The organism is Cupriavidus respiraculi, from assembly GCF_914271545.1.
Lineage (GTDB): Bacteria > Pseudomonadota > Gammaproteobacteria > Burkholderiales > Burkholderiaceae > Cupriavidus > Cupriavidus respiraculi.
Map to the genome: position 1 here is coordinate 308997 of NZ_CAJZAH010000002.1, position 22483 is coordinate 331479.

A 22483-nucleotide genomic window follows, 5' to 3' on the forward strand; every position below is an offset into this window, starting at 1 on the left:
TTCACGGAAACACATTGCCATGACCGCCTCCGCCACCCTGGGCCAGCTCATTCTTGACCGGGCCGACGAACTCGCCCGCTTCTCCGACATGGAGAACGGGCTGACGTGCGCCTTCCTGACGCCGGCGCATCGCGCGGCCGCCGCGCAGCTGGCGCAATGGATGGAAGCGGCCGGCATGACCGTGCGCGTGGATGCCATCGGCAATGTCATCGGCCGCTATGCCGCGGACCCGGCCGCCGGCGACGATGCCCGCGTGCTGATGACCGGCTCGCATTTCGATACCGTGCGCAACGGCGGGCGCTATGACGGACGGCTCGGCATCCTGCTGCCCATCGCGGTAATCGGGGCGCTGAACGCGCAGGGCATTCGCCTGCCCTATCACTTCGAGGTGGTGGCGTTCGCCGAGGAGGAAGGGCTGCGCTTCAAGACCAGCTTCCTGGCCAGCAGCGTGCTGGCCGGCCGCTTCGATCCGGCGCTGCTGGAGCGCACCGATACGGAGGGCATCACCCTGCGCGAGGCATTGCACGCCTCCGGGCTGCCCGGCGCCGGCGGCCTCGACGCGCTGCGCGCGGGCGCCGTGGACCCGTCGCGCCTGCTGGGCTTCGTGGAGGTCCATATCGAACAGGGACCGGTGCTGCTGCATCATGGCCTGCCGCTGGGCGTGGTCACGCAGATCGCCGGCAGCAGCCGCTTCCAGGTGCGCGTGCAGGGGCTGGCCAGCCATGCCGGCACGACGCCGATGACGATGCGCAAGGACGCGGCGGCCGGCGCGGCGGAAATGGTGCTGCTGGTCGAGCGCCGCTGCGGCGCGGTGCCGACGCTGGTCGGGACCGTAGGGCAGCTGCAGGTGCCGGACGGATCGAGCAACGTCATTCCGGCCGCCTGCCAGTTCTCGATGGATATCCGCGCGGGAGAGGACGGCATCCGCGAAGCGGCGATCGCCGATATCGTCGCGGGCATCCACGAGATCGCCGCCAGGCGGGGCCTGACGGCCGAGGTGGAACGGGTGCCGCCGGTGAACAACGCGCCATGCGCACCCTGGCTGATGCAGCAGTTCGCGGCCGTGCTGACCAAGCGCGGACTGCCGGCTTTCGAACTGCCCTCGGGCGCCGGGCACGACGCGATGATGATGCATCGCATCACGGACGTGGCGATGCTCTTCGTGCGCTGCGGCAACGGCGGCATCAGCCACAACCCGCTCGAGACGATCACGGCGGAGGACGCGCAGCTGGCGGCGGAAGTGTTCGTGGATTTCCTGCGGCATTTCAGGCCAAAGGCCTGATAGCGGGGAGGCGCCGGCGCCCCGGACCCGCAAGGCAAGGGCCGGCTCAGCCGCCCTTGTACATTTCGCGGCCCAGATCCTGCAGGCTTTGCCGCAGCTTGCGGCGTTCGTCGGGCGACAGCTTGGAGCCATTCGCGGGACGCAGCGCGCGTTCGTTCGCTTCGCGCTGCTCGGCCCGGTGCCTGAGCGCGCGGGCACGCGCTTCACGGTGGGCCTGGCGATCGCGCTCGGCGCGCGACGGCGCGTCGGCCTTGCGGCCGGCATGGGCGCTCGGCCGGCCGTTGCCCTGCCGCAGGAATTCGATGCCAGGAGATTGCGCGGCCGCCGGGGTGGCGGCCAGGAGCAGCGCGATCGCGCTGCCGATGGTGGCGCCGACCGCGGCGGCGACCGCACCGCGCCGGATGCGCGAACGATGCTGCGAAAATGTCCCCGGGCGGTCGCTTTTGACTTTCATTGATAATGGCGTACTTGGGATGGCGTACCCTGCTTGAATATCCGCGCGCTTAATACCCGCGTCTGCCGGCTGGCCGGGGCGCGGATCCTGGCGGTCCGCCTGCGGCGACGTGGCGAAACCATCGTGCGCCCCCCAACATAACAGCATCGCCGCACTGCCCGAAAGGCCCTGTTTCGTGGCAAAAATCAGCGAGCCCGCAGTGTAAGCGGAGCCTTGCCGTACGCCGCCGCGCGACCAAGGTAAAGTGTGTAATTTTTTGTTAAGCCATTTTGAGCGAAAGCGTTAATCGCTAAGATACCGCCATGGAAAATACCAGCCACAAGATCCTCGTCGTAGACGACGATCCCCGTCTGCGCGACCTGCTGCGCCGCTATCTTGGCGAGCAGGGCTTTACGGTGCTGGTGGCGGAAAACGCCACCGCGATGAACAAGCTCTGGCTGCGCGAGCGCTTCGACCTGCTGGTGCTCGACCTGATGATGCCGGGCGAGGATGGACTGTCGATCTGCCGCCGGCTGCGCGGCGCCAACGACCAGACGCCCATCATCATGCTGACCGCCAAGGGCGAGGACGTCGACCGCATCGTCGGCCTGGAAATGGGCGCCGACGATTACCTGCCCAAACCCTTCAATCCGCGCGAACTGATCGCGCGCATCCATGCGGTGCTGCGCCGCAAGGGACCGGCCGAAGTGCCGGGCGCCCCGTCCGAAACGCCCGAGACCTTCGCCTTCGGCGACTTCGTGCTGAATCTGGCCACCCGCACGCTGACCAAGAACGACGAGGAAATCACGCTGACCACCGGCGAGTTCTCGGTGCTCAAGGTCTTCGCCCGCCACCCCCGCCAGCCGCTGTCGCGGGAGAAGCTGATGGAAATGGCCCGCGGCCGCGAATACGAGGTGTTCGACCGCAGCCTGGACGTACAGATTTCCCGTCTGCGCAAGCTGATCGAGCCGGACCCGGGCAACCCCCGCTTCATCCAGACCGTCTGGGGCCTGGGCTACGTCTTCATTCCCGACGGCGTGAAATAAGGCACGGCCGGCATCTTGGCGACCGTCATCCGCCGTACGGCGACGCGCTTTTTTGGTTCGCTGTTCTGGCGAACCTTCATGCTGATCGCCCTGCTGCTGGCGATCTCGCTCGGTATCTGGTTCCAGAGCTACCGTCTGTTCGAGCGCGCGCCGCGCGCGCAGCAGATCGCCATGCAGGTGGTGAGCGTGGTCAAGCTCACGCGCGCCGCCCTGCTCTATTCCGACCCCGCGCGCCGGCGCTTCCTGCTGCTGGACCTCGTGCAGAACGAAGGCATCAAGGTCTATCCGCGCGAGGAGGACGACGAGTTCACCGTGCCCGGTGCCAATCCGTTCCTGACGCCGCTCGTGCAGCAGGAGATCCGCGGCCGGCTGGGCGACGACACCGTTCTCGCCACCACGGTCAACGATATTCCCGGCGTGTGGGTCAGCTTCGAGATCGAGGGCGACGACTACTGGGTCGCCATCAGCCCCGAGCGCTTCGAGCGGGTCACCGGCGTGCAATGGCTGTGGTGGACGATCGCCGCACTGCTGCTGTCCATCATCGGCGCGGCCTTCATCACCTCGCGCGTCAACCGGCCGCTCAAGCGGCTCGCCGACGCAGCGCGCGCCATCGGCTCGGGCGGCGCCCCGCCACCGCTGCCGGAACACGGCGCCAGCGAAGTCGCGCAGGCCAACCACAGCTTCAATCAGATGGTGCGCGACCTGCGCCAGCTCGACGATGACCGGGCCGTGATGCTGGCCGGCATCTCGCACGACCTGCGCACCCCCCTGACGCGGCTGCGCCTGGAGACCGAGATGTCGCCGGCCGACGAGACGACGCGCGACGCGATGATCACCGACATCGAGCAGATGGACGCCATCATCGGCCAGTTCCTGAACTACGCCCGTCCCGCGCAGGAAAGCTTCGAGCCGGTCGACCTCTCCGCGCTGGTCAAGGACGCGGTGAGCGTCTATGCCGCGCACGACGACGTGCGCGTCAACGTACGCGCGGACGAACCGGTGATGGCGGTGGCCAACCGCATGGAGGTGCAGCGCATCCTGGACAACCTGGTGGAGAACGCGCGGCGCTATGCCAAGGGCGCCGAGTCCGGCATCGCCGAAGTCGAGATCACCACGCACAACGCCGACAAGGAAGCCGTGCTGTGCGTGGCCGACCACGGCGAGGGCGTCCCGGAGGCGCAATTGCCGCTGCTCACGCGTCCCTTCTATCGGCTGGACGATGCGCGCAGCGAGGCCAAGGGCGCCGGCCTCGGCATGTCGATCGTCAACCGGATCATGCAGCGCAACGGCGGGCGCCTGCTGCTGGCCAACCGCACGCCGCCGGACAGGGGCCTGGTGGTGAAAGCCTTCTTCCGCGCGCCCAAGAAGGCTTGAAAACGACGCGGTGCGCCGCACCATCATCACAGCGTCATCGGCCCGCTCTATATTGCCGCTGCGCTCGCGCGGCCGGCGCGCCTATCGGCCTCTTTGAGATTATCAATTAGCCCCGGGCGGCGGCTTGCTGCATACTTCCCCTTCGTTGCGCTGCCGCCTTTGGCGCCGCCATTGGCGCACCGCTTGCGTCTCTGTTCAACCGTATCAGGAGAAGTCTATGAAGACCGTTGGTGACAAGATCGAAGCCTTCCACGTCGTCGGTGTCAAGCCGGGTTTCAACAACCACGAAGAGAACGGCCAGTCGGCCTTCGAGGACATCACCGAAAAGTCGTTCGAAGGCAAGTGGAAGGTCATCTACTTCTACCCGAAGGACTTCACCTTCGTGTGCCCGACCGAAATCGTGGCCTTCGCCAAGCTGAACAACGACTTCGCCGACCGCGACGCGATCGTGCTGGGCGGCTCGTCGGACAACGAGTTCGTGAAGCTGGCATGGCGCCGTGAGCACAAGGACCTGGACAAGCTGAACCAGTGGCAATTCGCCGACACGACCGGTTCGCTGATCGACCAGCTCGGCGTGCGCGAAAAGGCTGCGGGCGTTGCACTGCGCGCCACCTTCATCGTCGATCCGGACAACGTGATCCAGCACGTGTCGGTGAACAACCTGAACGTCGGCCGCAACCCGGACGAAATCCTGCGCCTGCTGGACGGCCTGCAAACCGACGAGCTGTGCCCGTGCAACCGCGCTGTCGGCGGCGCCACGCTGTAAGGACTGCATGTCGATGCGCTGTGAGCGACTCCGTCGCGACACCAGCGCCGCGAAATGCGCGGAGGGCCCTGCCCTCCGCATCCAACCCGCGAACGCGGGTTTTTTGAGCCCAACGCGATAGGAGTTTTCGATGGAATTCATCAGCACGATCAAAAATCTTGTTCCCGACTACGCCAAGGACATCCGCCTGAACCTGGACGGCACCATCGCCCGCTCCTCGCTCGAAGGCAACGATGCGGTGGGCGTGGCCCTGGCCGCCGCCTTCGCCGCCAAGAGCAAGGTCATCGTCGATGCCATCCGCAACGCCGGCGTGCTGACCCCCGAGGAAGTGACCGCCGTGCAGACCGCCGCGGCGCTGATGGGCATGAACAACCTCTGGTACCCGTACGTGGAGATGGCCGGCGATCCGGATCTCGCGAGCCAGCCGGCCGGGCTGCGCATGAACGCCTACGCCACGCACGGCGGCGTCGACAAGCGCCGTTTCGAGATGTACGCGCTGGCCGCGTCCATCGTGGGCAAGTGCCACTTCTGCGTGAAGTCGCACTACCAGCTGCTGAAGAACGAGCAAGGCATGACCGCGCAGCAACTGCGCGACGTGGGCCGTATCGCCGCCGTGATCGGCGCGGCGGCCAATGTGATCGCGGCGGAGTAATGGCCGCCGGGTGACGGCCTGACCGTGGTCTGCTCCTTCTCCCGCCCGCGGGAGGGGGAGCAGCATGCCCCTGTTGTTATTTTTACCCGCCCACCGCTTCGTCGGCGTTTCACCGACTGTCTTTGTGCACCGTCCGGCCTACAATCGACTCAGGCCATTGCAAATCGGACGATCATGAGCACGCTGCCCTCGCCGACCTCCCCCCGCTTCCACTACCGTCTCGCGACGGCGTCCGACTGGGGCGACATCGCGACCGTCACACAGGAAGCCTACGGGCAATACGAGCTGGAAATCGTCGAGGACTGCCGCGCGTCGTTCCAGCGCGGCATGCAGTCCGTGCTGGCGACCAGCAACGTCAATATGGAATGGTGGGTCGCAGAGACCGGCCACGGCATCAGCGGCGCGGTGCTGTTCTGCCATCCCGGCGCGACGCTGCAGGCGCTGGACGGCAGCACCGTCACGCTGACGCAGCCGGAAGCGCGGCTGCTGTCGGTCAGCCCGCAGGCCCGCGGTCTGGGCCTGGGGCATACGCTGATGCAGATCTGCATCCAGCGCGCCCGCGATATCGGCGCCGAAGCGCTGGTCGTGCGGACCATGCCGGAGATGGCGGCGGCGAACCGGCTGTGCGAGCAGATGGGCTTCACCAAGCGCACCGTCGCCGGGGCGCGCTCGGGTCCGATGGAGCGCCTGAACGACTACGTCTACGTGATCACGCCCGAGCCCCGCACGGAGAACCCCACGCTGTCGTCCGTCGTCTAGCCGCTCGGGCGTGCGGCAGCCCCCGCCGGCCCGCCGCTTCAGTCCTGCGGCGCCACGATCGAGCCGCGCCACAGCAGCACCACGGCCTGCGCGACGATTCCTTCCTGTCGCCCCTCGAAGCCCAGCTTCTCGTTGGTCTTCGCCTTCACGTTGCAGCGCCTGGCGGGCATGCCCAAGTCCTCGGCCAGGTTGGCCACCATGGCCGGAATGTGAGGCGCCAGCTTCGGCGCCTGCGCGATCACGGTGGCATCGACATTCGCGACCTCGAAGCCCGCCTCCCGCACGCGCTTGACCGCCTCGCGCAGCAGCACCCGGCTGTCCGCGCCCGCGAACTGCGGATCGGTATCCGGGAAATGCCGGCCGATGTCGCCCAGCGCCGCGGCGCCGAACAGCGCGTCGGTCACCGCGTGCAAGAGCGCATCGGCATCCGAATGGCCGAGCAGTCCCCGGTCATGCGGTATCTCGACGCCGCCCAGCACCAGCTTGCGGCCCGGAACCAGCGCATGGACATCGTAGCCCTGGCCAACGCGAATATCGAAAGGGGTCATGGTGCGGTCTCTCCTGAGCGGCCCCGGCCCGCCCCGAGCAGCACTTCGGCCAGGGCAAAGTCTTCGGGGTAGGTTACCTTGAAGTTGCGCAGCGACCCGTTGACGAGCCGCGGCCGCAGGCCAAGCCGCTCGATCGCGCTGGCCTCGTCCGTGACGACGGCGCCGCTGGCGAGCGCGTCTTCCAGCGCCTGGCGCAGGACGCCAAGGCGGAACATCTGCGGCGTCTGGGCCTGCCACAGCCCTTCGCGCGGCACGGTGGCGCCGATGCGGGCCAGCACCGTGTCGCCGGTGCCATCGGCGCGCTTGAGGGTGTCGGGCACCGGCACGGCGAGAATGCCGCCGATGGCCGCTTCGTCGCCATCGCCTTCGACCGCGCGCACCAGCGTGTCGATCATCGATGGGGTCACGCCGGGCCTGGCGGCGTCATGCACCAGCACCCAGTCCCGGTCCGTCGCGCCGAGCTGCGCCAGGTGATGCAGGCCGTTGAGCACCGAGACATGGCGCGAGTCGCCGCCGACGAAGGCCGTGTCGAAACGCAGGCCGGCGAAGGACGCGGCGCCGAAGCGCGCTTCCAGCGGCATGTCGTCCGGCGCCAGCACCAGCGCGGTGGCGCTGATGGCCTCGCTCGCGGCGAAGGCGGCCAGCGCGTACCAGATCATCGGCCGGCCGGCCACGGTCTGGTACTGCTTGGGCAGGGGTCCGCCGGCGCGGCTGCCGGTGCCGGCACAGGGAATCAGGGCAAAGCGTCGATCGGACACGGGCGTGGGGGGGAAGGAAAAAATATCAGGCCGTGAGGCAACGGCGGCGCCGGCGCGCCAGAAGACGGCGGCCGGCCGCAAACTGGAGCGCATTCTATAATACGGCCCTTGCCCGCCGACAGGGCTTCCCGCGGGAAGCCCGCCCGGGCCAGCCGGAAGCCACGCAACCGCAGTGCAAGAACAACACGGGGAACCACGCAAGCCGGCATGCCGTCTTCCCGCCGTTCCTCCCAACGATACCCCGCCCGCGCCGCCGGCGGGGCGTCGTCGTTTTACAGACCGCCCTCTCATGCCCCAAGCACGCAACGACTCGCCGACCGCACCGCTGTCCTCGCTGTCCATCTCCCTGCCGCTGGTCAAGCCGGGCCAGCGCCATCTCGTCACCGGCCTGCATGGCTCGGCCGATGCGCTGGCGCTCGCGGCCTATGCCCGCGAGCACCGTGCGCGCGTGCCGATGCTGGCGGTGATGTGCGCCAACGCGATGGACGCGCAGCGGCTGGCCGAGGAAATTCCGTGGTTCGCGCCCGAACTGCGCGTGCGCGTGCTGCCCGACTGGGAAACGCTGCCCTACGACAGCTTCTCGCCGCACCAGGACCTGGTGTCGGAACGGCTGGCGACCCTGCACGATATCCACACGGGCCAATGCGACGTGATGCTGGTGCCGGCGCAGACCGCGCTGTACCGGCTGGCCCCACCGGCGTTCCTGGCGGCCTACACCTTCTTCTTCAAGCAGGGCGAGCGGCTGGACGAGGCCGCGCTGAAGGCGCAGTTCACGCTGGCCGGCTACGAGCACGTCAGCGCCGTGATGCGGCCCGGCGAGTACAGCGTGCGCGGCGGCCTGATCGACCTGTATCCGATGGGCTCGGCGCTGCCGTACCGCATCGACCTGTTCGGCGACGAGATCGAGACGATCCGCGCCTTCGATCCGGACACGCAGCGCAGCCTCTATCCGGTCAAGGAAGTGCGGCTGCTGCCCGGCCGCGAGTTTCCGCTGGACGACCCGGCGCGCACCGCCTTCCGCGGCCGCTGGCGCGAGGTCTTCGAGGGCGATCCGACCAAGTCGCCAATCTACAAGGACATCGGCAACGGCGTGCCGTCGGCCGGCATCGAGTACTACCTGCCGCTGTTCTTCGAGGCCGCCGCCACGCTGTTCGACTATCTGCCCGCGGACACGCAGCTCGCATACGTCGGCGCCGTGGACGAAGCCATCCGCCGCTTCTGGACCGATACGCAGCAGCGCTACAACTTCATGCGCCATGACCGCGAGCGGCCGCTGCTGCCGCCCGCGGACCTGTTCCTGTCGGAGGAACAGTTCTTCGCCGCCGCCAAGCCGATGGCGCGGCTGGTGCTGCAGCAGGGCCCGGCCAAGGCCGACGATGCGCAGGCCGCGCCCTTCTCCGCCACCCTGCCCGATGTCTCGGTCAACCGGCGCGCGGAAGATCCGCTGGTCAATCTGGAAGCGCTGCTGCTGCGCAAGGAGCTGCGCGTGCTGATGTGCGCCGACTCCGCCGGTCGCCGCGAGACTCTGCTGCAGCTGTTCAACGAGAGCGGACTGCGGCCCCATCCGGCCGACAACTTCGCCGCCTTCGTCGCCGGCGAAGCGCATTTCTCGATCTCGGTGGCGCCGCTGCAGAGCGGCTTCGTGCTGCCCGAGGCGGGCGTCGCCTTCGTGACCGAGGCCGAGCTGTACGCCGGTACCGCGCGCCGTTCGGGACGCCGCAAGCAGGAGCAGGCAAGCACCGTCGACGCCATGGTGCGCGACCTGGCCGAGCTGAAGATCGGCGATCCGGTGGTGCACAGCGAGCACGGCATCGGCCGCTACCAGGGACTGGTGACGCTGGACATGGGCCAGGGCGAGGAAGAATTCCTGCATCTGGACTATGACAAGGGCAGCAAGCTGTACGTGCCGGTGCACCAGCTGCACGTGATCTCACGCTACTCGGGCGCCGATCCCGAGACCGCGCCGCTGCACCACCTGGGCTCGGGCCAGTGGGACCGTGCCAAGCGGCGGGCCGCGCAGCAGATCCGCGATACCGCGGCGGAACTGCTGAACCTGTACGCGCGCCGCGCGCTGCGCCAGGGCCATGCGTTCGACCTGTCGCCGAAGGACTACGAGACCTTCGCCGAGAGCTTCGGCTTCGACGAAACGCCCGACCAGGCCGCCGCCATCGCCGCGGTGATCGCCGACATGACCTCCGGCAAGCCGATGGACCGGCTGGTCTGCGGCGACGTGGGTTTCGGCAAGACCGAGGTGGCGCTGCGCGCGGCCTTCGTCGCGGTGATGGGCGGCAAGCAGGTCGCCATGCTGGCCCCGACCACCCTGCTGGCCGAACAGCATTTCCAGACCCTGTCCGACCGCTTCGCGGAATGGCCGGTGCGCATCGTGGAGCTGTCGCGCTTCAAGACGAAGAAGGAAATCGAGGCGGCCATCAAGCAGATCAACGATGGCACGGTCGATATCGTGATCGGCACGCACAAGCTGCTGTCGGACGACGTCAAGTTCCAGCGCCTGGGGCTGGTCATCATCGACGAGGAGCACCGCTTCGGCGTGCGCCAGAAGGAGGCGCTGAAGACCCTGCGCGCCGAGGTGGACGTGCTCACGCTGACCGCCACGCCGATTCCCCGCACGCTGGGCATGGCGCTCGAAGGGCTGCGCGACTTCTCGGTGATCGCCACCGCGCCGCAGAAGCGCCTGGCCATCAAGACCTTCGTGCGGCGCGAGGAAGACGGCGTGCTGCGCGAGGCCATCCTGCGCGAGCTCAAGCGCGGCGGCCAGGTCTACTTCCTGCACAACGAGGTGGAGACCATCGAGAACAAGCGCGCGCGGCTGGCCGAGCTGGTACCGGAGGCGCGCATCGCGGTTGCCCATGGGCAGATGCACGAGCGCGAGCTGGAGCGCGTGATGCGCGACTTCGTGGCGCGGCGCGACAATATCCTGCTGTGCACCACGATCATCGAGACCGGCATCGACGTGCCAACCGCCAACACCATCCTGATCCACCGCGCCGACAAGTTCGGCCTCGCGCAGCTGCACCAGCTGCGCGGCCGGGTCGGCCGCTCGCATCACCAGGCCTATGCCTACATGCTGGTGAACGATGTCGATGGCCTGAGCAAGCAGGCGCAGCGCCGGCTCGAGGCGATCCAGCAGATGGAGGAACTGGGCTCGGGCTTCTACCTGGCCATGCACGACCTGGAGATCCGCGGCGCCGGCGAGGTGCTGGGCGACAAGCAGTCCGGCGAGATCCACGAGATCGGCTTCCAGCTCTATACCGACATGCTCAACGCCGCCGTCAAGTCGCTGAAGGCGGGCAAGGAGCCCGACCTGATGGCGCCGCTGTCGGTCACCACCGAAATCAACCTCGGCACCCCGGCGCTGCTGCCCAACGACTATTGCACCGACGTGCACGAGCGGCTGTCGCTGTACAAGCGGCTCGCGAACTGCGAATCCGCCGAGCGCGTGGACGATATCCAGGAAGAGCTGGTGGACCGCTTCGGCCGCCTGCCGGTGCAGGCGCAGGCGCTGATCGAGACGCACCGCCTGCGCATCGCCGCACTGCCGCTGGGCGTGCGCAAGATCGACGCGGGCGAGGCCACGATCAGCATGCAGTTCGTGCCCAACCCGCCCATCGACGCGATCAAGATCATCGACCTGGTGCAGAAGAACCGGCACATCAAGCTGGCCGGGCAGGACAAGCTGCGCATCGAGGCCAAGATGCCCGACGTGGCCGTGCGCGCGCAGACCATCAAGCATGCGCTGCGCCAGTTGGCTTGAAACTTGCCTCCCGGGACCGCGATGTCCCGTCCGCCCGCATGCCGCGCCCGCATGGACCGAACCTGCACCGCGGTGTAGCATCGGGCGATCCCGACGCCGGCCTTCGCCGGCTCTTGCACCCAACGCGGCCCCCTAGATGCAAGCCCAATCCCTGACCCCACCTCTCGTCAACGATACCGATGGCACCGCCTACGACAAGGGCAGCGCCGTCGACTGGACCCGCCGGCTCGTGGAGTACGACACCACCAGCCGCCATTCCAATCTCGGCCTGATCGAGACCGTGCGGGACCATTTCCTCGCCAAGGGTCTGCGTCCCCACCTGAGCTACAACCCCCAGGGCGACAAGGCCAATCTCTATGTCACCGTGCCGGCCGCCGATGGCGGCACGCAAGGCGGCATCGTGCTGTCCGGCCACACCGACGTGGTGCCGGTGGATGGCCAGAACTGGAGCACCGATCCGTTCAAGCCGGTAATCCGCGACGGCCGGCTGTACGGGCGCGGCACCTGCGACATGAAGGGCTTCATCGGCACCAGCCTCGCGCTGCTGCCCACGCTGCTGCAGGCGAAGCTGCGCGAGCCGGTGCACTACGCGCTGTCGTTCGACGAGGAGATCGGCTGCATGGGCGCGCCGTACATGCTGGCCGAGCTGCGCGAGCGCGGCGTGCGCCCGTCGGGCTGCATCGTGGGCGAGCCCACCAGCATGCGCGTGATCGTGGCCCACAAGGGCATCAATGCGTACCGCTGCTGCGTGCAGGGGCATGCCGCGCATTCCTCGCTGACCCCGCATGGCGTCAATGCCATCGAGTATGCGGCGCGGCTGATCTGCTTCATCCGCGACGTCGCCGACGAGTTCAAGGCCAACGGCCCCTACGACCAGGCCTTCGACGTACCCTTCACCACCGCCTCCACCGGCACGATCCAGGGCGGCATCGCGCTGAACACCATCCCGGCGCTGTGCGAGTTCGTCTTCGAATTCCGCAATCTGCCCGGCGTCGATCCCGAGGCCATCTTTTCCCGCATCCAGGCCTACGCCAACGATGTGCTGCTCCCCCGGATGCGGGCCGAGCACGCCGATGCCTCGCTGAGCCTGAGCAAGATCGCCGCCGCCCCGTCGCTGGACGCCGCCGAGCAGGATGCCATCACGCAACTGGTGCGAGCGCTGACCGGCGACAGCGCGATCAGCAAGGTGGCCTACGGCACCGAGGCGGGCCTGTTCCAGCGGGCCGGCATCCCGGCCGTCGTCTGCGGCCCCGGCGATATCCAGAACGCGCACAAGCCGGACGAGTTCGTCGCGCTCGATCAGCTGGCCGCCTGCGAGGCGTTCCTGCACAAGGTCGTGGACAGCCTGCGCGTCGACGCCTGATCCCTACAATCGAAATGGCCTGACGGCCGGTCCCGCACGGGGCCGGCCGGCATCACAAGGGGCACGCAGAGGCCCCCTGCGGCTTGCCGGCGACCACGGCAACGCCATTCCAAACCACATCCGAAGGAGGAGTCTTCATGGCTGTCAGCCATCGCCACATCCGTGCGCGCATCGCACCGTTGCCCGCCGCCATTTCCACGCTCGCGCTTGCCGCGGGCCTGCTGTGCGCGCCCACGCCCTGGTCGCCGGCTCACGCCCAGGCCCAGCCGCCGCTGCAGACCGGCGATGCCGCGCTGCAGGCGCAGATCGAGACCCGCGCCAAGGCCGCCGAAGCGCGGCTGATCGCCTGGCGGCGCGATATCCACCAGCATCCCGAGCTGGGCAACTACGAAACGCGCACCGCGAAACTGGTGGCCGACCATCTGAAAAAGCTCGGCATGGAGGTGAAGACCGGCGTCGCCAAGACCGGCGTGGTCGGCCTGCTCAAGGGCGGCAAGCCGGGTCCCGTGGTGGCGCTGCGCGCCGACATGGACGCGCTGCCGGTCAAGGAGCGTGTCGACGTGCCCTTCGCCTCGAAGGCCAAGGGCAAGTACCTGGGCAAGGAAGTCGACGTGATGCACGCCTGCGGGCACGACACCCACGTCGCGATCCTGATGGCGACCGCCGAGGTGCTGGCCGGCATGAAGGACCAGCTGCCGGGCAGCGTGAAGTTCATCTTCCAGCCGGCCGAGGAAAGCCCGGCCGACTTCGAGCCGGACGGCACGAACATCTGGGGCGCCAAGCAGATGGTCGCCGAGGGCGTGCTGGACAACCCCAAGGTCGACGCCATCTTCGGCCTGCATGTGAGCAGCGGCATCGAATCGGGCAAGCTGGCCTGGCGCAGCGGCCCGGCCATGGCGGCGGCGGACCAGTTCTGGATCGACGTCAAGGGCAGGCAAACGCATGGCGCCCGCCCGTGGGGCGGCATCGATCCCATCGTCGTCTCCTCGCAGATCGTGCTGGGCCTGCAGACCATCCAGAGCCGGCAGGTCAATGCGATGCTGGAGCCCTCCGTCATCACGGTAGGCACCATCCACGGTGGCAACCGCATGAACATCGTCCCGGAAAAGGTCGAGATGATGGGCACGGTGCGCACCTATGACGAGGGCATGAAGAAGGACATCCATGCGCGCATGAAGCGCACCACGGAGTCCATCGCCGCCAGCTCGGGGGCCGAGGCGACCTTCCGCGTGGTGGAGCTGTACAACGCCACCATCAACCAGCCGGCGCTGACCGAGAAGATGGCACCCACGCTCAAGCGCGTGGCGGGCGACGGCAATTGGATGCTGGCGCCCAAGGCCACCGCCTCGGAGGACTTCTCGTTCTACCAGGAGAAGGTGCCCGGCCTGTTCTTCAATCTGGGCGTCACCCCCAAGGGCACCGATGTCACCAAGGCCGCCTCGAACCACTCGCCGGAGTTCTACGTCGACGAGCCGGCGCTGATCAACGGCGTGCGGGCGCTGTCCAACCTGACCGTGGACTACATGACGATGGCGCAGCGCTGACGCGCCTGCCGCCGCCGGCGTGGCCCGCGGGGCCGCGGGCGTTTACAATACGGGGCTTTCCGCCCAGCGCGGCTCGTATTGCAGACGTCCGCGCCCCGCCTTCCTGCCACCACGCCATGCCCCTGATTCTCCAGAGCCCCGACCCGCTTTCCGCCGACGATCTCGCCGCCATCGGCACGCTTGCCCAGGCGGCGGAATTTTCCCGGCGTGGCGACACGGTCGCCGTTGCCGCGCGCTGCGCTCCGCTCGATGCGGCACTGCGCGAGACGCTGGACGGCTATTGCGGCCCGCGCCGTATCGACTGGGCCGTCGTGCCGGACGGCTGCAACCTGTCCGATTTCCGGCTGGTGGCGATGGATATGGATTCGACGCTGATCACGATCGAATGCATCGACGAGATCGCCGACTTCTGCGGCCTGAAGGCCGAGGTGTCCGCGATCACCGAGGCCGCGATGCGCGGCGAGATCACCGACTTCAACGAAAGCCTGCGCCGCCGCGTGGCCCTGCTCAAGGGGCTGGACGCCAGCGTGCTGGACCGCGTGTACGAGGAGCGCCTGCGGCTGTCGCCGGGCGCCGAGCGCATGCTGGCGGGCGCGCGCGAACTGGGCATGAAGACGCTGCTGGTATCCGGTGGCTTCGTGCATTTCACGGAGAAGCTCAAGGCCCGGCTGCAGTTGGACTTTACCCGGGCCAATACACTCGAGATCGTCGACGGCAAGCTGACCGGCCAGGTGGTCGGCGAGATCGTCAACGCCGACGTGAAGGCGCGCATGGTGCGGGAGACCTGCGAGGCCATCGGTGCCCGGCCCGACCAGGCCATCGTGATGGGCGACGGCTCCAACGACCTGAAGATGATGGCCATCGCCGGCCTGTCCGTCGCCTTCCGGGCCAAGCCGGTGGTGCGGGCCCAGGCGAGCGTCGCGTTCAACTTCGTCGGCCTGGACGGGCTGTTCGAACTGTTTCCGCGGTAAGTCGGGCCGATTGCGGAGCGATGTGCCGCCTACGGCACTGAATGCCTTGCGGGATAAAATGCGAATCATTATTATTATGGCCTTTGCAACCAACCGAAAGCCGCCATGCAAGGATTCGCCGTCGTTCTGGGGCTCGCGGCAGCCGCCTGCCTCTATCTAGCGGCGCCCAACCAGGTATGGGTGGCGCCCGGCACGGCCGCCCACGCGCGCCTGCAGGCGCTGGGCACCCGCGTGCTGTGCTGGCTCGCGCTGGGCCTGACCGTCGCCAGCTTCCTGCTGTGGAGCGGGGTCTTCGGCTGGGGTGTCGCCGTCGTCGCGACCCTGATCACTGTCACCACGGGCACCAGCCTGTGGCCCTTCGTCGGCACCTACGCCGATGTGCGGCGCCGCCGTGCCGGGCGCAACAAGCGCCACGATGGCGCCGATCGCGCTTCGGGAGCCCAGGCATGACCGGCATGGGCACCAAATGGCTCGCCGGCGCCCTGCTCGGCCTTCCGCTCGCGATGGCGGTATGCGCGCTGTCGATCCTGTGGCTGCCCGGCGGCTGGCAGACCGGCGCCGTGCTCGCGATCGCCGCGTCCCTGCCGCTGTGGGTCGCCATCATCAGCGCCAGCCTGCTGTTCCGCTCCAGCAGCGCCGCCTGGCTGTGGCTCGCCGCCGCCAACGTGGTCTGCTACCTGGCCCTGTGGGCACTGCGCCTGACCGGCGTGCCCGCCGCCGTGCCGGGCCTGTAAGGAGAACGACATGAAACCCGCAACGTTGCGCCTGTATCAGACCCTGCATACCTGGGTGGGCCTGATGGCCGGCTGGGCCCTGTTCATCGCGTTCTTCGCCGGCGCGATCACCGTGTTTCACGGCGAACTGCATGCCTGGCAGTCGCACGCACGGATCGAAGGCACCGCGCACGGCGCGCTCGACACGGATCCCGCCGCCATCGATCGCTTCGTCAGCAAGCTGGTCGCGACGCATCCCACCGCCGCCAACAGTGTCTACGTCGTGCTGCCGACCGAGGGCGAGCCCGACATGTCCGCCTACTGGCAGGACGCCACCTTCGAATGGCAGGCCATTACCGCGGACAAGCTCGCCGCGGGCGGCCAGCAGGACACGTCGTTCGACCACATCAAGGGCGAACTGGCCAACTTCATGAACACGCTGCACTACACGCTGGGCATTCCCGGCATGGGCGGCATGTACTTCATGGGGGCGATCTCGATCCTGTACGGGCTTGCGCTGGTATCCGGCGTGCTGCTGCACCTGCCGCGCCTGAAGAAGGACCTGTTCGCGGTCCGGCCCGGGCGCAACCTCAAGCGCTTCTGGATGGACGCGCACAACGTCATCGGCCTGTTCAGCCTCCCCTTCCACCTGGTCTTCGCGATCACCGGTGCCCTGTTCAGCGTGGCGCTCATCCTCGCCATGGCGTTCAACGTGATGGTGTTCGACGGCAAGCTCATGGACGCGATGCCGCAGATGACCAGCGCGGTGCCGGAAGTGAAGGCGGCCGGACGCCCGGCCGAGATGCTGCCCGCCGAGAAGCTGCTGGCCATCGCCCGCCAGGAAACGGACGAGCGCTTCAAGCCCCATTCGATCCGCTATCAGCGCATCGGCGACGCCAACGCCATGGCCGAGGTGCGCGGCAACAGCGAGCAGTCGCTGGGCGGCTTCGGCTCGATCGGCATCCATGCCGCGGCGGGCGAGCCCAATGCCGGCAAGGTCGTGGCCGACCAGACGGCGGGCGCGCGCGATATCAACCACGCGGTGAACTCGGCGCTGTACTCGCTGCACTTCGGCAATTTCGGCGAACTCGGCGTGAAGTTCGTCTACCTGCTGGCGGGCCTCGCCGGTGCGTTCCTGTTCTACTCGGGCAATCTGCTGTGGATCGAATCGCGCCGCCGCATTCGGCAGACCGAACAGCCGCGCGTGCACCGTCTGCTCGCCCAGGCCACCGTCGGGGTCTGCATCGGTTGCTGCATCGGCGTGTCGGCGGCCTTTATCGGCGCGCTGCTGTGGCCGGAGCGCTCGTCCGCCTACACGTACTTCCCGGTGTTCTTCGCGGCGCTCGCCTGGGCGCTGGTGCGCCCGCCGGTGCGCGCTGCCGTCGAGCTGCTGTACACGGCGGCCGTCGTGTCGGTGCTGGTGCCGGTGATGAATGCCATCGTCACGGGCGATCACCTGTGGCAGACCGTGTCGCAGGGCGAATGGGCGGTGGCGGGCTTCGACATCGGCGCCCTTGCCTTCGCGGCCGGCTATGTCGCGCTGGCGCGCGCCACGCTGCGCCGCGCGGCCAATGGGCCGGCGGAATCGGTCTGGGCCACGCCCGCCGCCCAGCGCCGTGCCGCCACGCGGCCGGTGACGGTGGCGGACCCGTCGTGATGGCGCGGGGCTGAGGCCCCGCTCTTTCCCGCTTCCCCCGACCGCGCGCCTCGCCTAACCAGCGAGGCGCGTTTCCATTGCGGCGCGCAGATCGGCGATCAGGTCGCGCGTATCCTCCAGGCCGATATAGAGCCGCACCAGCTCGCCGGCGTGCTGCCAGCCCGCGGGCGGCCACGTGCCCTGCGGACGCATCGTCTGCACGTGGTACGGCACCGCCAGGCTGCGCGCGCCGCCCCAGGACCAGCCAATGGCGAACAGCCGCAGCGCCTCGACGAAGGCGTCGACCTGCGCGCGGCTGTAGCGCTCGTGCAGGATGATGGCGAACAGGCCGCTGGCGCCGCTGAAGTCGCGGCGCCAGAACGCATGGCCCGGGCAGTCGGGCAGCGCGGGGTGCAGCACCCTCGCCACTTCGGGCCGCTGCGCCAGCCATTCGGCGACCTCGCGGGCGGCGCGGTCATGGGCGGCCAGCCGCACCGGCAGGCTCGGCAGCGAGCGCAGCACCAGGTAGCAGTCGTCGGCGGACACGCCCCAGCCCATCAGCATGCGGGCGCGCTTCAGGCGCGCATCGAGCGCGCTGTCGGCGGTCAGCACCGCGCCCATCAGCACGTCGCTGCCGCCGGACTGGTACTTGGTCAGCGCCTGCACCGAGATGTCGATGCCCTTGTCGAACGGGCGGAAATAGACGCCGGCCGACCAGGTGTTGTCGATGGCGGTCAGCACCCCGCGCGCCTTGGCCGCGGCCACGATGGCCTCGGTGTCGGCCACTTCCATCGTCACCGAACCGGGCGACTCCATCCAGATCAGCTTCGTGTTCGGATGGATCAGGGCGGCGATGCCGGCGCCGATCATCGGATCGTAGTAGCGCACCGTGATGCCGAAATCGCGCGCCAGCCACTCGGCATGGTCGCGGTTGGGACCGTACACGTTGTCGGGCACCAGCACGTCGTCGCCCGCCTTGACCGTGCCGAAGTACACCAGCGAGATCGCGGCGAGGCCCGAGGGCAGCAGAAGGGTATGGCGGGCGCCTTCGATCTGCGCCAGATGCTGGCACAGCGCCTCGCTGGTCGGCGTGGCGTGCAGGCCGTAGCGCCAGTAGGTGGTGCTCTTGTCGCCGTGGGCGCGCAGCTCGGCGAGGTTGCGGAACACCACGGTGGAGCCGCGGTGCGTGGGCGGGGAGAACGATGCGAAGCCGGGCGCGATGTCCAGCGGCGGCTGGACGGCCAGCGTCTGCAGGAAAGCGGGCTGGGCGGTATCGGGCGTGGCGGTATCGTCCTGCGCGGACCCGTTATCGCGAGTGGAGTCAGAGTGAGGGTGATCGGACACGGCGGATTCCTTGTCTGGCGTCTACGGTGGAATCGTCCGAGCTTACCAGCAAAGGTGCGCCTCCCGCCATGCCGCGCACGGCGGATGAAGGGGTCAGGCGTGAGCGGCCCTGGCGCGCCCTAGCGGCCGATGGAGATCGAGGAACGGGGCGCCGGCGGGGCGTAGGTGATGCCGCTGTTGGGCGTCATGTCGAAGGGCGGGATCACCAGCACGCCCAGCGGCCGGATCATGAACGGCAGCACGATGGCGGGATTGTACGGATCGGTCCATTGCCCGCGCACGATGCCGGCCGGATCGATATTGCCCTCCCAGTTGCCCGTGACGCGCGTGCCGTCGGCGGACTCCTCCATCAGGAACGCGCCGTTCTCGTACTCGCCCGCCAGCAGGCGCACGCCGGAGGACGTGCCCAGGCTGTATTCGCCATGCACGCTGTCGCGCTCGTTGGGCTTCGGGCCGATGCGCAGACGCACCGGCTGGTCGCCCAGCGTGCCCACGTAGACCGGCAGGTTGGCGTATTCCGGATGGGGAGACAGCAGCCGGGCACCGGCGGGACCGGTGGACAGCTGCGTGCCGGCGCGTCGCGCCTCGCCCTCGCGGATGGCGCCGTTGATGCCGAACCCTTCGCGCGGCTGCGCTGCCGCCCCGGCCGCGCCACCGGCGCCCGGCGCGGTCGACAGCACGTTGCCGGACTGCGCGGCGGCTGGCGTTGGCGCCAGCCCCGCCGCGGCCAGCACGGCGACGGCAGACACGGCGGCAAGCTGGCGAAGGGACGGCGCGGCCATGGTCAGATCCGCTCGAAGATGGCGGCGATGCCCTGCCCGCCACCGATGCACATCGTCACCAGGGCATAGCGGCCCTGCACGCGCTGCAGTTCGTGCAGCGCCTTGACCGTGATCAGCGCCCCGGTGGCGCCGATCGGGTGGCCGAGCGAAATGCCGGAGCCGTTGGGATTCACCTTGGCCGGGTCCAGCCCGAGCGACTTGGTGACGGCGCAGGCCTGCGCGGCGAAGGCCTCGTTGGCTTCGATCACGTCCAGGTCCGACACCGACAGCCCGGCACGCTCCAGGGCCTTGCGGGTGGCTGGCACGGGGCCGATGCCCATGGTCTTGGGGTCGACGCCGGCGTGCCCGTAGGACACCAGGCGCGCCAGCGGCTTCAGGCCGCGCTGCTCGGCCACGCCCTTTTCCATCAGCACCACGGCGGCAGCGGCGTCGTTCAGGCCCGAGGCATTGCCCGCGGTCACGGTGCCGTTCTCCTTGACGAAGACCGGCTTGAGCTTGGCCATGTCTTCGAGCGTGGCTTCGTGGCGCACGTGCTCGTCCGTGTCGAACACCACCTCGCCCTTGCGCGTCTTGAGGGTGACGGGAACGATCTGGTCCTTGAAGTAGCCGGCGCGGATGGCGGCCGACGCGCGGCGATGCGACTCCAGCGCGGTGGCGTCCTGCTGGGCGCGCGTGATGTCGTATTCGCGGGCCACGTTCTCGGCCGTCACGCCCATATGGATCGCGTGGAAGGGGTCGTGCAGCGCGCCGAGCATCATGTCGAGCAGCTTGGCGTCGCCCATGCGCGCGCCCCAGCGGGCCGCGGGCGCCAGATACGGCGCGCGGCTCATGCTTTCCGCGCCGCCGCCGATGGCCGCATCGGCATCGCCCAGCATCACCGTCTGTGCGGCGCTGATGATGGCCTGCAGGCCGGACCCGCACAGGCGGTTGACTGTCATCGCCGGCGCGTCGATGGACACGCCGCCTTCGATCGCGGCAACACGCGCCAGGTACATGTCGCGCGGCTCGGTCTGGATCACGTTGCCGAAAGCCACGTGGCCGACTTCATCGCCCTTCACCTGGGCCCGGGCCAGCGCCTCGCGCACGACCAGCGCGCCCATTTCCGTGGGCGACAAATCCTTCAGGCTGCCGCCAAAGGTCCCGATCGCGGTACGAACGCCGCTCACCACCACCACTTCGCGCGTCATGTCTGCCTCCATGAATTTGTGTTGCGGCGCACAGTATAGCGTCGCATCCGGCGCGTCGAACGGTCGTACTTTTACCTAATCCGGCGCGCCCGGCACCGCTCTCAGACCTCGCCCCACAGGTCGTGGCCGTCCGCGCCGGTGATCCGCACGGAGACGAAGTCGCCGGTGCGATAGCGCTGCGACGGCTTGGCGGGCGGGGCGATATAGACGAGGCCGTCGATTTCCGGCGCATCGGCGGCCGAGCGTCCGATGCCGCCGTCCTGGTTCACCTCGTCCACCAGCACCCGCAGGGTCTGGCCGACCTTGCGCTGCAGGCGGCGCGCGGAGACCGCCTCGGCCACCTCCATGAAGCGCGCGCGGCGCTCCTCGCGCACCTCGTCCGGCAAGGCGCCCGGCAGGTCGTTGGCGGTCGCGCCGTCCACCGGCGAATAGGCGAAGCAGCCCACGCGGTCGAGCTCGGCCTCGGCGATGAAGTCCAGCAGCGTCTGGAATTCGGCCTCGGTTTCGCCGGGGAAGCCGGCGATGAAGGTGCTGCGGATGGTCAGGTCCGGGCAGATGGCGCGCCAGGCGCGGATCCGCTCCATCGTCTTCTCCGCGTTCGCCGGGCGCTTCATGCGCTTGAGCACGTCCGGATGCGCGTGCTGCAGCGGCACGTCGAGGTACGGCAACACATGGCCCTGGTTCATCAGCGGGATGATCTCGTCCACGTGCGGATACGGGTAGACGTAGTGCAGGCGGACCCACGCGCCGTACTGGCTGGCCAGTTCGCCCAGCGCCGCAACCAGCTCGGTCATGCGCGTCTTCAGCGGTCGGCCGTTCCAGAAGCCGGTGCGGTACTTGACGTCCACGCCATAGGCGCTGGTGTCCTGGGAGATCACCAGCAGCTCCTTGACGCCGGACTTGAACAGGTTCTCCGCCTCCAGCATGACCTCCGCCACCGGGCGCGACACCAGATCGCCGCGCATCGACGGGATGATGCAGAACGAGCAGCGGTGGTTGCAGCCCTCGGAGATCTTCAGGTAGGCGTAGTGCTTGGGCGTGAGCTTGATGCCGGCGGCCGGCACCAGGTCGATGAAGGGATCGTGCGGCTTGGGCAGATGCGTATGCACGGCCTGCATCACTTCGCCCAGCGCGTGCGGACCGGTTACGGCCAGCACCTTGGGGTGGACCGAAGTCACGATATCGTTGCCCCCGGCGTCCTTCTTGGCGCCGAGGCAGCCGGTCACGATGACCTTGCCGTTCTCGTTCAGCGCCTCGCCGATGGCATCCAGGCTTTCCTGCACGGCCTCGTCGATAAAGCCGCAGGTATTGACCACCACGAGGTCCGCGCCGTCATAGGTGCCGCTGATGGCATACCCTTCGGCGCGCAACTGCGTGATGATCTGCTCCGAATCGACCAGGGCCTTGGGACAGCCCAGCGATACGAAGCCCACGCGCGGGCTTTGGTCTTTTTGAGTGGTGGATTCTGCAGGGTTTTTCACTGTGCTACCTGAATGTGGGGCGAGCGGGCGGGACATGGCCGCCCGTCGAAAGGCGAATCGCGTATTTTACCT

20 protein-coding genes are annotated in these 22483 nt (G+C 68.4%); 13 read left to right on the forward strand and 7 right to left on the reverse strand.

Annotated features, from left to right (window positions below; genetic code table 11):
- Window positions 1-19 precede the first annotated feature (19 nt).
- Window positions 20-1282, forward strand: coding sequence for a Zn-dependent hydrolase (locus tag LDO27_RS08940; protein WP_224041239.1), 1263 nt, complete (start codon window positions 20-22; stop codon window positions 1280-1282).
- 46 nt (window positions 1283-1328) lie between these two features.
- On the opposite strand, the gene LDO27_RS08945 is transcribed toward LDO27_RS08940, so the two are convergent.
- Window positions 1329-1883, reverse strand: coding sequence for a hypothetical protein (locus LDO27_RS08945; protein ID WP_224041241.1), 555 nt, complete (start codon window positions 1881-1883; stop codon window positions 1329-1331).
- A gap of 155 nt (window positions 1884-2038) precedes the next feature.
- On the opposite strand from LDO27_RS08945, the gene ompR reads away from it, so the two are divergent.
- The 5 genes from ompR to LDO27_RS08970 all read left to right on the forward strand — a co-directional run bounded on the left by ompR (window position 2039) and on the right by LDO27_RS08970 (window position 6312).
- Entirely contained in the window at window positions 2039-2761 is a 723-nt protein-coding gene (gene ompR, locus LDO27_RS08950) for an osmolarity response regulator transcription factor OmpR (RefSeq protein WP_006576352.1), read from the forward strand.
- Between the two features lie 15 nt (window positions 2762-2776).
- Window positions 2777-4135, forward strand: coding sequence for an ATP-binding protein (locus LDO27_RS08955; RefSeq protein WP_222201173.1), 1359 nt, complete (start codon window positions 2777-2779; stop codon window positions 4133-4135).
- A gap of 217 nt (window positions 4136-4352) precedes the next feature.
- Window positions 4353-4901: a peroxiredoxin gene (locus LDO27_RS08960; RefSeq protein ID WP_222201174.1), complete on the forward strand. Its 549-nt coding sequence runs from the start codon at window positions 4353-4355 to the stop codon at window positions 4899-4901.
- A 130-nt stretch (window positions 4902-5031) separates the two neighbouring features.
- Window positions 5032-5553, forward strand: a complete 522-nt coding sequence (locus tag LDO27_RS08965) for a carboxymuconolactone decarboxylase family protein (RefSeq protein WP_222201175.1) — start codon at window positions 5032-5034, stop codon at window positions 5551-5553.
- A gap of 174 nt (window positions 5554-5727) precedes the next feature.
- The gene (locus LDO27_RS08970) at window positions 5728-6312 is read left to right on the forward strand and encodes a GNAT family N-acetyltransferase (protein WP_222201176.1); all 585 of its coding nucleotides are present in this window, start codon (window positions 5728-5730) and stop codon (window positions 6310-6312) included.
- Window positions 6313-6350: 38 nt separating this feature from the next.
- Here LDO27_RS08970 and ispF read toward each other — a convergent pair whose 3' ends face one another.
- Both ispF and ispD read right to left on the reverse strand, forming a co-directional pair.
- Window positions 6351-6860 carry a 2-C-methyl-D-erythritol 2,4-cyclodiphosphate synthase gene (ispF, locus tag LDO27_RS08975; protein WP_224041243.1) on the reverse strand — a complete coding sequence of 170 codons (510 nt, stop codon included), beginning with the start codon at window positions 6858-6860 and terminating at the stop codon, window positions 6351-6353.
- The gene (ispD, locus tag LDO27_RS08980; RefSeq protein ID WP_377747205.1) at window positions 6857-7642 is read right to left on the reverse strand and encodes a 2-C-methyl-D-erythritol 4-phosphate cytidylyltransferase; all 786 of its coding nucleotides are present in this window, start codon (window positions 7640-7642) and stop codon (window positions 6857-6859) included. Before ispD ends, ispF begins: the two co-directional genes overlap by 4 nt.
- 265 nt (window positions 7643-7907) lie before the next feature.
- Between ispD and mfd the strand changes: the two genes are divergently transcribed.
- From mfd to LDO27_RS09015, 7 genes are all read left to right on the forward strand, one after another.
- Entirely contained in the window at window positions 7908-11390 is a 3483-nt protein-coding gene (gene mfd, locus LDO27_RS08985) for a transcription-repair coupling factor (RefSeq protein WP_224041247.1), read from the forward strand.
- Between the two features lie 136 nt (window positions 11391-11526).
- Complete coding sequence (argE, locus tag LDO27_RS08990; RefSeq protein WP_222201180.1) at window positions 11527-12753, forward strand: acetylornithine deacetylase; 1227 nt, start codon at window positions 11527-11529, stop codon at window positions 12751-12753.
- 137 nt (window positions 12754-12890) lie between these two features.
- Entirely contained in the window at window positions 12891-14297 is a 1407-nt protein-coding gene (locus LDO27_RS08995; protein WP_224041249.1) for an amidohydrolase, read from the forward strand.
- Between the two features lie 116 nt (window positions 14298-14413).
- The gene (serB, locus tag LDO27_RS09000) at window positions 14414-15268 is read left to right on the forward strand and encodes a phosphoserine phosphatase SerB (protein ID WP_222201182.1); all 855 of its coding nucleotides are present in this window, start codon (window positions 14414-14416) and stop codon (window positions 15266-15268) included.
- A 105-nt stretch (window positions 15269-15373) separates the two neighbouring features.
- Complete coding sequence (locus LDO27_RS09005) at window positions 15374-15718, forward strand: hypothetical protein (RefSeq protein ID WP_222201183.1); 345 nt, start codon at window positions 15374-15376, stop codon at window positions 15716-15718.
- A 5-nt stretch (window positions 15719-15723) separates the two neighbouring features.
- Complete coding sequence (locus LDO27_RS09010; protein ID WP_222202260.1) at window positions 15724-16002, forward strand: hypothetical protein; 279 nt, start codon at window positions 15724-15726, stop codon at window positions 16000-16002.
- A gap of 10 nt (window positions 16003-16012) precedes the next feature.
- The gene (locus LDO27_RS09015; RefSeq protein ID WP_224041252.1) at window positions 16013-17638 is read left to right on the forward strand and encodes a PepSY-associated TM helix domain-containing protein; all 1626 of its coding nucleotides are present in this window, start codon (window positions 16013-16015) and stop codon (window positions 17636-17638) included.
- Between the two features lie 54 nt (window positions 17639-17692).
- On the opposite strand, the gene LDO27_RS09020 is transcribed toward LDO27_RS09015, so the two are convergent.
- The 4 genes from LDO27_RS09020 to rimO all read right to left on the reverse strand — a co-directional run bounded on the left by LDO27_RS09020 (window position 17693) and on the right by rimO (window position 22411).
- A complete protein-coding gene (locus LDO27_RS09020; protein WP_224042500.1) occupies window positions 17693-18871 on the reverse strand; it encodes a cystathionine beta-lyase in 1179 nt (392 codons plus the stop codon).
- A 209-nt stretch (window positions 18872-19080) separates the two neighbouring features.
- Window positions 19081-19743, reverse strand: coding sequence for a hypothetical protein (locus LDO27_RS09025; RefSeq protein WP_222201186.1), 663 nt, complete (start codon window positions 19741-19743; stop codon window positions 19081-19083).
- 2 nt (window positions 19744-19745) lie between these two features.
- Window positions 19746-20930, reverse strand: a complete 1185-nt coding sequence (gene bktB, locus LDO27_RS09030; RefSeq protein ID WP_224041254.1) for a beta-ketothiolase BktB — start codon at window positions 20928-20930, stop codon at window positions 19746-19748.
- A 101-nt stretch (window positions 20931-21031) separates the two neighbouring features.
- Window positions 21032-22411 (reverse strand): 30S ribosomal protein S12 methylthiotransferase RimO, encoded by a 1380-nt coding sequence (gene rimO, locus LDO27_RS09035; protein ID WP_222201188.1) that lies wholly within the window; start codon window positions 22409-22411, stop codon window positions 21032-21034.
- Window positions 22412-22483 lie beyond the last annotated feature (72 nt).